Source organism: Serratia oryzae, from assembly GCF_001976145.1.
Lineage (GTDB): Bacteria > Pseudomonadota > Gammaproteobacteria > Enterobacterales > Enterobacteriaceae > Chania > Chania oryzae.
This window is the reverse complement of record NZ_MOXD01000008.1, coordinates 228,360-240,783: the sequence shown is the minus strand read 5'-3', so window position 1 is coordinate 240,783 and position 12,424 is coordinate 228,360. Positions and strand designations below refer to the sequence as shown.

Annotated in this window: 10 protein-coding genes; all 10 read left to right on the top strand. The window is 50.5% G+C overall.

All coding sequences use genetic code 11. From position 1 onward, the window contains the following. A partial coding sequence (locus BMI79_RS15940; protein WP_143555412.1) for a DUF2345 domain-containing protein occupies positions 1-1,511 on the top strand: 1,511 nt, incomplete at its 5' end. Positions 1,512-1,517: 6 nt separating this feature from the next. Then, on the top strand, positions 1,518-2,975 hold the full coding sequence (locus BMI79_RS15935) for a hypothetical protein (RefSeq protein WP_076943105.1): 1,458 nt from the start codon (positions 1,518-1,520) through the stop codon (positions 2,973-2,975). 1 nt (position 2,976) lies between these two features. Continuing rightward, positions 2,977-4,032, top strand: coding sequence for a type VI secretion protein ImpA (locus BMI79_RS15930; RefSeq protein ID WP_076943104.1), 1,056 nt, complete (start codon positions 2,977-2,979; stop codon positions 4,030-4,032). Positions 4,033-4,064: 32 nt separating this feature from the next. Continuing rightward, positions 4,065-4,496, top strand: coding sequence for a LysM peptidoglycan-binding domain-containing protein (locus tag BMI79_RS15925; protein WP_076943103.1), 432 nt, complete (start codon positions 4,065-4,067; stop codon positions 4,494-4,496). Continuing rightward, positions 4,480-4,965 (top strand): TIGR02594 family protein, encoded by a 486-nt coding sequence (locus BMI79_RS15920; protein ID WP_076943102.1) that lies wholly within the window; start codon positions 4,480-4,482, stop codon positions 4,963-4,965. The genes BMI79_RS15925 and BMI79_RS15920 overlap by 17 nt, the downstream gene beginning before the upstream one ends. Further along, entirely contained in the window at positions 4,965-5,714 is a 750-nt protein-coding gene (locus BMI79_RS15915) for a hypothetical protein (RefSeq protein WP_076943101.1), read from the top strand. The genes BMI79_RS15920 and BMI79_RS15915 overlap by 1 nt, the downstream gene beginning before the upstream one ends. A gap of 36 nt (positions 5,715-5,750) precedes the next feature. Next, entirely contained in the window at positions 5,751-6,302 is a 552-nt protein-coding gene (locus BMI79_RS15910; protein ID WP_125828826.1) for a hypothetical protein, read from the top strand. 175 nt (positions 6,303-6,477) lie between these two features. Continuing rightward, on the top strand, positions 6,478-7,710 hold the full coding sequence (locus BMI79_RS15905) for a hypothetical protein (protein WP_076943099.1): 1,233 nt from the start codon (positions 6,478-6,480) through the stop codon (positions 7,708-7,710). Further along, on the top strand, positions 7,707-11,162 hold the full coding sequence (locus BMI79_RS15900; RefSeq protein ID WP_076943098.1) for an ImcF-related family protein: 3,456 nt from the start codon (positions 7,707-7,709) through the stop codon (positions 11,160-11,162). Before BMI79_RS15905 ends, BMI79_RS15900 begins: the two co-directional genes overlap by 4 nt. A gap of 106 nt (positions 11,163-11,268) precedes the next feature. Next, a protein-coding gene (locus BMI79_RS23635; RefSeq protein WP_125828824.1) for an IS3 family transposase occupies positions 11,269-12,341 on the top strand; the annotation gives its coding sequence in 2 pieces (ribosomal slippage) (positions 11,269-11,533 and positions 11,533-12,341; 1,074 coding nt in all). The last annotated feature ends 83 nt before the right edge of the window (positions 12,342-12,424 follow it).

The window sequence follows — 12,424 nt, the reverse complement described above, 5'->3', positions numbered from 1 at the left end:
ACCGCAGCTTTGAAGTGGCGTTCGAGGCCATCCCTTATTCCGAGGATTACGGCTTCCGCCCGGCGTTGCTCCCCAAACCCAAGATGGCCGGTACGTTGCCGGCACGGGTGACCAGCACCACCGCCAACGACATCTACGGCCATATCGACAAAGACGGACGTTACCGGGTGAACATGCTGTTCGACCGTGATAGCTGGGAGCCGGGTTACGAAAGCCTGTGGGTGCGGCAGGCCCGACCGTATGCGGGAGACGTCTATGGACTCCATCTGCCGCTTTTGGCGGGGACGGAGGTAGCGATTGCGTACGAAGATGGCAATCCGGATCGCCCTTACATCGCACACGTCCTGCATGACTCGGCGCACGTCGACCACGTCACCATCCGCAACTACAAGCGCAACGTGCTGCGCACTCCGGCCAACAACAAACTCAGGCTGGACGACACGAGAAATCAGGAGCATATCAAGCTCAGTACTGAGTACGGTGGCAAGAGCCAACTGAACCTGGGGCACCTGGTAGACAGCGAGAAGCAGCAGCGCGGTGAAGGGTTTGAGCTGCGCACCGACCTGTTCGGGGCCATCCGGGCGGAGAAAGGCATCTTCATGAGCGCCGATGGGCAGGCCAAGGCGCAGGGCAAGGTGCTGGAGATGCAACCGGCGATTAACCTGTTGAACAGCGCACAGGAGCAGATGCAGGCTATTTCAACAGACGCGCAAACGGCCAATGCCAACCCGGCTGACTTGCAAGCCCAGATCACGCTGTTGCAGCAAAACCTCACTGAATTAAAAGAAGCCGTTTTACTGTTGAGCGCCCCAAAAGGGATTGCCCTGACCAGCGGTGAACATCTGCAACTTTCTGCCAGTGATAACCTGATAGCCACTGCCGGTAAACATGCTGATATCAGCGTGGCCAAAAACTTCTTTATCGGTGTGGGGAGCGCTTTGAGTGTCTTCGTGCGTAAGCTGGGGATGAAGTTGATCGCCAATCAAGGGCCGATCACGGTACAGGCGCAGAACGACCTGATGGAGTTGCTGGCCCGTAAGGCCATCACCATCACCAGCACCGAAGATGAAATCAAGATCACGGCGAAGAAGAAGATCACGCTTAACGCGGGTGGCAGCTATATCACGCTGGATGAGAACCGTATTGAGTCGGGGACAGCGGGTGAGTATCTGACCAAGGCGGGATATTACGGGCGGCAGGAAAAAGCAAAAATTGCTCCAGCAATAGCCGTTTTACCTACCGCTTTGGCGGGGCTGTACAACTTGGCACTGAACTTTTTTGATGACGAGGTGAATCCTATTGCCGGTGCCCGGTACACCGTGAGTTTTGAAGGGGGAACGGTGTTACAGGGAACGCTGGATGATAAAGGTTATGCATTCCACAAAAACGTACCTAATGAACCTGCGCAGGTGGAATACCAGCTTCCAGAGCCGTTGCCTGAAAAACCCTGGGATCCCTACTCATTACTTGTACAAAAAATGGATGCTTCCTTCAGTGGCTCACAAGGATAAATATCAATGGATACTGAATTACAGAACGCATTAGCATTTTATAAGCCAGCACCCGAAGGGTGGTTTTCTGGAGCCAAACGCCAAATGGAAGCGGCCGGAGAATGGATTTGGGAAACTATCCAGGGCGACTTTAATGATAATCAGACGACCGGCCAAGTCGTCACAGGTACGCTTATATCAATGATCCCGCTGGTCGATCAGATCTGCGATGTGCGTGATTTAGTGGCTAACTGCAAAAAAATAAAAGAAGAAGACAGCAACGTCTGGTCATGGGTGGCGTTGGTACTCACCCTGATCGGGTGCTTCCCTACGTTGGGCTCATTGTGCAAAGGCGCTTTCAAGGTGCTCTTTCTTAAGTTACGCAAAGTGGCCTTTGGTGTCTCTCCCGGAAGCCAGGTAATAGAAAAAGCTTTAGAAGGCAGTATCCAATTGCTCAATACGTTTCTGGATCTCAAAGCGACCCGCGCAGCGCTTAAATGGGCAAAGATCCCCAATGCCTACCGCTATCTGGAAAAAATGGTACGTGAGGTGATGGGGGCGATAACTACCGCAAAACTGCTTGCGGTTTTCGACACCTTGATGGATGTGACCAAAACCTTGCTGAATAAGGCCCAATCCTGGGGGCCAGACTCACTCAAACAACCGATAAAAGCCCTGTGGAATACCCTAGTTGAGGTGAGAAACAAGGCTGACAGCATGCTGGCAAAAGCACTGGCACCGGTACAGGATTTGCTGGATAGACTGGCAAACAAACTGCGTGTGGAGGGGGATAATGCCTACCGGGCACATGTTGGGAATAATTCACATGTGTTGGGTTGGGAAAAAAGGGTGAGTGAGGAGATCAAATTATTTGAGCGCGAAAAGCCGCGTTGGGTGGATGTTGACGTTAAGATAAAATACCCACCGCTCAGTCAATTGGATCCACATCAGATAGAAAAAATTGAGCGTGGCTGGCCAGATATCAGTAAGAAATCGAAAAATAAAGCATTACAGGGTAAATTCAATACCTTTGACAGGTCAATGAGTGCCGCGGAGATCCCGCCGGGAGAAAAGCTTTACCGCGTTATTGATCCCAACTCCAGTGATAACAGCATCTGCTGGATGCGCGAGGGGGAGTTTAAAAAGTTAACCTCGAAAAATGACTGGCGTCGCCGCTTTGCCGTCTGGAAAAGCTGGAATGAAAACGGTGAGTATGTGATCTATACCGTGCCACCGGGCCAACCATTAAAGGTATGGGAAGGGCGGGCTGGTACTCAAATTAATAAAGTTGAAGAAAAATACTCTCTGGAAGGGGGCGCGGTGCAGATTGTTCTCGACCCCGATCAACTGAAAAAGGAGTTTACCGGCCAACGTCTTAAAACCGGTTGGGGCTATCAGGATGTCGACAGCGATCCGCTATCACCCTATCTAGGCCTGCCAAGGCTGGAAACAAAAAATAACTGGTATGTACCAAAGGAAAAATAAAATGGCGATTTTACATCCGCTGGAATGCTACTTGTTGGAACTTTACAGCTCGGTAGAACACTACGCTGCCACCCGTGATGCGATTATCGCTTGGGTGGAGGCTCATGAAGCGGCTTACGTACGGTTGCAGAATGAGCTGCCGGTCAGGATCAGAGAAGAGCCGCAATGGAGACAGGGCGATATGGTGTGGGGCAGTCGAGTGTTGCCTAATATCCGGCCAGACAAAGACCGCTATATTAACGCCTATATTCTGCGTACTCAGAACGACCCTAAAGCATTTAAAATTGGTCATACAATGAGTAATAACACGCGCGGTATTGTTGAATTCTGGGATGGCTGGATGACAGAGCAGGAGCAGGAGCGTATTGATCGCACCGAACGTCTGGCGAGTTCACTGGATAAAAAATTAACAGCTACCATTGATGGTAGCTGGGATGAAGGACATTTGACCTATCTGGGGCAGTCAAGTATCTATGAATTGGCGGAGTTACCTAAACGCATTCCCCGCTACGAGCTTGATCACAACGTTCGGATAGAGAAAGATGAAAAACCACAACAGATCGGTATTTATTTGCCAGATGTAGAGTTTGCAGCAGCACGGCTTTTATATCCAGGGGCCGATTTTGATAAACCTCCTACAGCAATGCAGGGAACTAAGAGAAGTGAGTGGGTAAGTGAGAAAACCGGAGAAAGGGCATATAATTGGCATGATTTTACCTATGCAGAAACCGGCTGGACGCTTATTCGGCGTGTAGAAGGTGAATATATTGATGTTCCAGCGGAAGGGTTTTTCCCAAAAGGTGAACCGGATGAGCTTTACACCTGGTCTGAGAGGGAAAAGCACTTTATCAGCGGCGATAGTGAATATCTTACTGTCTGGGCGGGTGAGCCGGCTCCCCATGCAGGCGAATGGTCGATATATACTCAGCAAGGCATGCAATACGTCACCGTGAATCAGGGGCAATCTCTCCCTCACTGGACGGATAAACACGGATTATCAAACCGGGTGCAATGGACGCTGATTAAGCGTGCAGACGGTGGTTCGGTGTATAAATAACAGACGGCTCTGAGAGAATTTACTCATCAACGGTGGGAAGCACAAGTAGAAATATCCTTCTCTTAAGAAGCGCTAGAAGCTATACAGCTAAAACAGGTGTTCATAAACAAGGTGAGAAGTCTACTTCTATATACCATGTAAAGAAAGGTGATACCCTCGGTAAGATTGCAAAAAAATTACATACAACAGTGAAGAGAATTGCTGATTTAAATTATATCCAAAACGTAAACGTCCTTTCCGTTGGTCAGGAATTGAAAATCCCTGCTGGAAATGCTCTGCCTCAGACTGTACCACCGCCAGCAACTAACTCATCGCGTGGTAATCAGCGACAAACATCAACAGGGAGTTCTGACGCTGGTTATCCGCAAGCAAACATTGGTACAAGTACTGAGCAAGCACCATGGATGAAAGTTGCTCTAGATGAGGCGAGACGATGGGCTGGAAAAGATGAGGGAGATCACTAGAACTATAAATTATCATAGCGAGGTTGGAGTAGCCGCTCGGTCACTGGCTGTTCCTTGGTGCGCTTCTTTTGTTAACTATTGCCTAATAAAATCAGTACCGCGATACTCAAAAAGTAACCAGCCAGGTTTGGCTGTATCCTTTTCGCGTGACCCTCATTTTAAAAGAATCGACACCCCTGTTTTTGGTGCAATCGCTGTGTATACTAGAACCGGTGGTGGACATGTTTGCTTTGTTTATGCTTTATCAGAAACAGTTAATGGTAATATAATAGTATTAGGAGGTAATCAAGATGACAAAATAAATTTTGTTGACAGGAGCACTCGAAGGTTGGTTGGTTATTTTGTTCCTGTTCAATATGAAGCTCAGGCGTTAAGAGAGATAGCTTCTGTACCACTACATAAAAAAACTGCGGCAGAGATGAATGCCTCATTAAGTATCGATAATGTAAATAATGGTAGGGAGTCATAATGAGGTTATATAAATGCTTAATATATCTTGTGATTTTTTTTCTCCTTGATGGAGGGGTGTTTGCCAATACAAGTAATGATGCTTTTCGTGACTCATTAATTAACTCTATCAAGAATAACTATAACGAATTACAGGATGTGAATCTTGTAGTGAAAAAAATAGAATATCTTGATAACTATGGCTATTTCTGTGGTATAGGATTAGATAGTACAGGGAGTCCTCTCAATTCAAATTACTTTGTTGCAGTATATGATATGCTGATGCAGCGTAGTAGTGATGGGCAATGGAAGCAGATCGTTAACTTTAATTCTTTTTCACCACCAAATGCTAAAGTAACTTGTTATTTGTCTGAGGGAATAAAAAGCTTTCTACCAAAAATAAGTCAACTTGATGATGTCTGTATCTCTATCAATAAAAATGGACCTGAAAGAAAAAACATTCTTGATGCTATCAGAATGGAGAAAGAACAGAGTTTTGTAGTTACACGACTCTGCAAAACAACCAATATGGCATATTTTTGTGGTGCGAGTCTGGATAAAAAAACAGGGTTTATCGATAGAACCGGTAATGTCATAGATATCTATAATGTGATTTTGAGGAAAAACCCTGATGGCAGATGGACTAAGGTTGTTAGTTTAGGTAACTTTGCGTTGGCGCTTGATAATATTACATGTCTCTTTGGCAATGAGAGTGTGATTTTACAGAGTGCTATTTTGCAAGATGCTGCAAGTAAACTTAAAGATGACTAGTGATTTCGCTTACTAAGGTAATGAGAAATATCGTCTATGAAAAATAAATCATTACTTTACTCCATACTGTTTTCTTGTACTTTATATTCTTCATTTTCTATTTCTGGTTCATCCGGAGGGCTGTATTTATTGGTGGTCCCCATGGGCTCTGGAGTGATTTATAAAGAGAGGGTGGACTCTTTTTTTAAGAGGAATTATGGTGTGGATAATGAAATATCTCCTAAATGTGAGATTACTTTTGGTCGCGAGCGGTCAGAGATAAAACCTCAAGTCGACATTTTTTACCTTGATAAAAAACCCGCTGAAGTTAATGAGGGCTTATTAGGTCGTGTGGTAGAAGATAAAAGCTCAAGCTTACAACTCAGAAATATTATACATAAATATAAAGATAGTTCAGTAAATGGTTTTGATGCTATATTATTTTATAAAGTTGATAATCAATCTGTGTACTTTTATGGATTGTCATCGATTGATAAAAGTAGCGGAATTGTTAAATACTCGATATCAACCAGTGACATTACTAATGAAGAAAAACTGGGTGGAGCATTGTGTAATGTTTTATCTAAGCTTCCAACCCCAGCACCATAGTAATGTCAAATGCTCTGTGAGAAAAACCTTAAAAAACTCAAGCTCACCATGGTAGTTTTACTATAAGGCACGCATCAACTGGTGTTAGTTTACACTTTAGCTTGACGAAAAAGTAATTCGCGTAAATGTTTTTTGCCAAATCTGATTTATTTAACAAAGCTATTCGAGTCCTCTTATGCCCGTAAATCTAAACACCCTACCCGGCCCGGCATTACGCCCGTTGCCGCCCAAGCCATTACGTTGGCTGAGCGCGTTGCTGGGTCTTGTTGCTGCCGGAATATTATTGATGCGCTTTCTGGGAAAACTGGTAGGTGAGACCACTTTCTGGTGGTTTGCCATCGGCATCCCGGTGCTTGTCTGGACGGTGCTGATAGGCTTTCGTCTGGCTGTCTATATGATGCAGCAGATCCATGCCAATGCCTGGGATCAACGGCGCGAACAGGTTATTTTGCAGGAAGTCCGGCGCGGGCGTCGGGCATTACAGATCCTGGCAGCAGAATGTCGCACAGCACATGAGGCTGATGCGCAATTCACCACAGTTGTAGAGGCTTTGCTGCGTAATGAAACCAAAATCTTCCCTCAGACTTCCTGGCGAGGGGAAGGTAGCGTCCGCCATAGCCGACTCCCGGTAACCGAAGGTCTGTTACCGCATGAGCAGGTTTCCGCCGCTTTTAGCGACCTGCTGGCAAGCCTTGCAGAGCCCTTATCCCGTCTTGACAAGGATAACCCCGTCGCCATTTTGCTGGAGTCCTCCTCCTCACTTTCAACAGCGCGGATCCAGGAACTCTGGCAAAATGCCTGGCTCGAGAGCGGACTTCCTCAGCCTACGCGGTTTATCACCGAGGATGGGATGATGGCCATCGATCATTGGCTCGACCATCGCATTAAAGACAAGGCCGTATTATTGGTGATTGCCCTGCAGATTGCACCAGAACACCCTGAGATGACCGCCGAAACTGCGGTGGGATTGCTATTGGGTAATCGCCTGACGCAAAATACCCTGATGCCACTGGCACTGTTACACCGCCCTGAGTCCTCTGCCCCCCAGCCGGAAATATTGCAGGAAAAACTTTTGCAGGCCGCCGATTGGGTGCCGTTGCTCCCAGATAGCCTGCAGCATCTGTGGCTGACGGGGGTCTACAGGCAAAATGAAGCCTATCAGAGCGCGGTGGTTGCACAAAACAAGGCACCGCTTGTCAGCATCGATCTCGAATCTGGCGTACACAATTTTGATGAATTTCTGGGCGACCCAGGCCGTGCGGGGCCCTGGCTGGCGATCGCCGCTGCTGCACAAGCGATCGGCCAGTCCCCTGTACCGCATATGATCATCAGTGGCGAACAAGGCAGTGAGACTGTCTGGTGTACCGTCGTCGCCCCCATCGCTTCTCACAAGGAGAATACAGCGTGAAGCGCATAGCCTTACCGATTAAAAAGCCAGAAGCCTGGTTCTGGATAATTACCCTGCTGTTTTTACTGGCCGGCATCATGTTGTGCTGGTTGGTCTGGCAGCACCCGGATCGGATAGGGCTGATTCAGGGAACACCCCAGCGTGACCGTTGGTTGACCGGGTTGATGGTGGGAACCGGCGCCATTGCCCTGTGTGCCCTGCTGTCATTTATCGGTACCCGCTTATCTGGCAAAAAGTATTTTGACGAGGTTCGTCAATACTCTCAGGGTGACGACGCCCCTGCACCGGTGAAAACGGATAAAACACCAGACACCTCTCAAGCCTCCTCGGTTCAGCTAAAAAAACGCCTGCGCCGCCGGTACGGCCTGTTCTGGCGTTATAAAGTGCGGTTGCTGATGGTAGTAGGCGAACCTGAACAAATCGCCGCTCTGGCCCCCACCCTGGCTGAGCAAGGTTGGCTGGAAGGTCAGCGCACCGTCTTGCTGCACGGTGGCAGTCTGCATGTGCAAAGCGACGCACCGTACTTGGCAGCGTGGCGCAAACTGCGCCGCAGTCGCCCGTTGGACGGCGTGGTTTGGGCCGTGACGCAGGCGCAGAACCGGGTATCCTCGTGGATGGATGACGGGCTGCGCTCGTTGGAAAAATCTGGCGAAGCGTTGCGTTATCAGCCACCGGTCTATCTGTGGCAGGTGTGCGAAAGCCATTGGTCACAGGATGAACGGGTGACGCAGCCGGTCGGCGCGGTCTTTGCCACCCATGCGACGCCGGACGCAATTGAACGTCAACTGCGGTCATTAATCCCCCAGTTACGCGAACAGGGCATGCAGCAGGTGCTGGCTCAACAGCAGCATGATTTCCTGTTGCGTCTGGCACAGTCTCTGAACACCAGCGAGGCCGCACGCTGGCGGCAGGTACTCACGCCATGGTTCGCGGACTATGCCGCCCGCATTCCGTTGCGCGGGCTGATGTTCAGCCTGCCAGAGGTGTCCACGAACGCTTCTGCGGGTGTACATGAAAAAACCTGGACCGCCCCCGCCAGTTGGCAAGGGGTGCTGGATGACTGCCGTTCCGCACGTGGCCGTCGCGTCGGCCTGCCGTGGCAACAAACGGTCTGTTATGGCCTGCTGACGTTGATGGTGTTGTGGGGCGCGGGCAGCGTGGTGTCGTTTGCCGTCAACCGTCAGCAGATGCTCTCTGCGGCTGAACAGGTACAGCGTCTGGCGCAGCCGCAGCCGGTGTCCGATGAACAACTGATCGCCCTCCAGGCACTGCGTAACCAGATTGGCCGCCTGCAGGTGCGTGCAGCAGAAGGTTCCCCCTGGTATCAGCGCTTCGGCATGGATCATAATGCGCAACTGCTTGATACCCTGCTGCCGTGGTACGGCAAGGCCAATAACCGTTTAATTCGCGATGCCGCTGCAGACAGTCTGCAACAACAACTCGGCGTATTGGCTAACCTGCCCGCCAATAGCCCGAAACGCACCGCGCTGGCCAAATCGGGTTATGACCAGTTGAAGGCCTATCTGATGATGGCACGGCCCGAAAAAGTCGACGCGGCGTTTTTCGCCCAGGTAATGAAAACCACCGAGCCGCTGCGTCAAGGGGTCTCTCCGGGGTTATGGCAAAGCCTGGCTCCAGACCTGTGGCAGTTTTATGCCCACAACCTCCCCACCCAACCGAGTTGGAAAATCGTGCCCGACAAGGCCCTGGTATCACAGACCCGGCAGGTGTTGCTGGGTGAAATCGGTCAGCGTAATGCCGAAAGCACGCTGTATGAAAACATGCTGCTGTCGGTGCGCCGCAACTATGCCGACATGACCTTGGCCGAGATGACGGGCGATACGGATGCGCAGCGTCTGTTTCACACCGAAGAAACCATTCCCGGTATGTTCACCCGCAAGGCCTGGGAGGAGCAAATCCAGCGGGCGATAGACAACGCGGTCACCTCCCGGCGTGAAGAGATTGACTGGGTGCTCAGTGATAACCGCCGTTCTATCTCTGATGACATTTCACCGGAAGCGTTGAAAAAGCGCCTGACCGAACGTTACTTCACCGATTTTGCCGGTGCCTGGCTGAGTTTTCTCAACAGCCTGCACTGGAATGAGGCGAAAAACCTGTCTGATGTGATTGACCAACTCACCTTGATGAGTGATGTCCGCCAGTCGCCGCTGATAGCGTTGATGAACACCGTGGCTTGGCAAGGGCAAACCGGGCAGCAGAGCGAAGCCTTGTCTGATTCCTTGGTGAAGTCGGCCAAGGCCCTGATAAAGAAAGACGCCGAACCGGCGATAGACCAACAGGCCAGCGGACCGGTTGGCCCGCTGGATGAGACCTTTGGCCCGTTGCTGGCCCTGATGGGCAAAGGCAATACCCAGACCATGATGTCGTCCGACAGCTCGCTCAGCCTGCAGACTTTACTCACCCGGGTCACCCGCGTGCGCCTGAAACTTCAGCAGGTTGCTAGCGCGGCCGACCCGCAGGAGATGATACAGGTGCTGGCGCAGACGGTGTTCCAGGGGAAGAACGTTAACCTGACCGATACCCAGGAGTATGCCAGCCTGATTGCTGCCAGCCTGGGAGAGGAATGGAACAACTTCGGCCGGACGATGTTTGTTCAGCCGCTGACCCAGGCCTGGGAAACGGTGTTGCAGCCGTCGTCAGCCAGCCTGAACGACCAGTGGAAAAACGCCATCGTGGTGAACTGGAAATCAGCCTTTGACGGGCGTTACCCATTTGCCGCGAGCAAAAGCGATGCCTCACTGCCGATGCTGGCCGATTTTATCCGCAAAGACAGTGGGCGCATCGACAGTTTCCTGACCAGTGAACTGAGTGGGGTGCTGCATAAAGAAGGTACCCGCTGGGTACCGGACAAGGTAAACAGCCAGGGGCTGACCTTTAATCCCGAGTTCCTGGCGGCCATCAATCAGTTGAGCCAGATATCCGACATCCTGTTCACCGACGGTAGTCAGGGGCTGCGGTTTGAGCTATTGGCGCGGCCGGTACCGGACGTGGTGGAAACTAACCTGTCGATTGACGGGCAGAAACTCCATTACTTCAACCAGATGGAAAGCTGGCAAAGCTTCCGCTGGCCGGGGGATACCTATAAGCCGGGGGCTATGCTGACCTGGACCAGCGTTGATGCCGGAGCCCGCTTGTACGGTGACTATCAGGGCACCTGGGGCCTCATCCGTTGGCTAGAACAGGCGAAGCAGCAGAAACTGGATGAAGGGCGCTATCAACTGACGTTCACCACACCGGACAACGCGCCGTTGCAATGGATATTGCGCACCGAGCTGGGTAAAGGCCCGCTGGCGTTGCTGCAGTTGCGTAACTTCACGTTGCCAGCGCAGATTTTCCAGATACAGAACACCCCAGAACCTGCCGTGCATACCCCTGATGATGAGTTCGTGCAGGAGGATAGCGAGCCGGTTCAGGCTCCAGCAAAACGGTGATCGCAGCGTTAACTCTGAGGCAAAGCATTGGTATTGTAGTGGATCAGTAATACCGGACACCTCAATAGCCTGTTAATTTAATGACAGCCAATTGAGGTAATTGATAATGACTCAACCTAAACAGACCAAACGCCGTTTTTCTCCTGAATTCAAACTGGAAGCTATTGAGCAGGTCGTTAAGTATCAGCGGTCAACCATCGAGGTTGCACGCGCTCTGGAGTTGGACCCCAGCCAATTGCGTAAATGGATACGCCAGTACAAAGAAGAAGTCAGCGGGGTGACGCCGGACAATCCTGCACTGACACCAGAGCAACGTGAAATCCAGTCACTCAGAGCACAGATTAAACGGCTGGAAATGGAAAAAGAAATATTAAAGCAGGCAGCCGTGTTGATGAGCGAACTCCCCATCAAATCTTTGCGTTAATCACACGGCTGAAAACAAAATGGTCAGTGGTCGAATTGTGCCGCCTGCTCAAAATAACGCGCAGTGTTTACTATGCCTCGCTGAATTCGCGGGTTGATGTAAAACGTATGCAACTGCGTGCTCAGGTGCGGGAATTGCATCAACAGAGCCGGGGAGCAACTGGCAGCAGAACACTGAGTCTGCTGATGCGTCAGTCGGGTTATAACATGGGGCGCTGGCTGGCCCGCAGGCTGATGCAGGAATGTGGTCTGGCGAGTCGCCAACTCGGCAAGCCTCGTTACCGTGGTGAACGGGAGACGTCACTGGCATCGCCAGACTTACTGAAAAAGCAGTTTAAGCCGTCGGAGCCCAATCGTGTGTGGAGTGGAGATATCAGCTATATCAAAGTCAATGGTGGCTGGTGCTACCTGGCACTGGAGACGCGACCAAGGGAAAAGAGGCTGCTGTTTCATTCGGATCAGGGAGGGCAGTACAGGAGTAAGAAATACAGGCAGTTACTGTGGAGGAACGGAGTGATGCAGAGTATGAGCCGCAGGGGTAACTGCCTGGATAACTCACCAATGGAAAGAGTGTTCCGAAGCCTGAAAAGTGAATGGCTGCCTGTAGGGGGTTATATGGATATCCATCATGCGGTACGAGATATCGGTGAATGGATACAAAGTTATTACAACACAGTACGCCCCCATCGGCACAATGGTGGATTACCGCCCTGTGAATACGAAGAGCGGTGGAAAAAGGCTACGAAGGTGTCCTGATTTTGTGATCCACTACAGTATTGGTGCAATGGATAACCTGCATTGACTGTTCAACACTTGAACCGACGTGCTGTGCGCTCAAC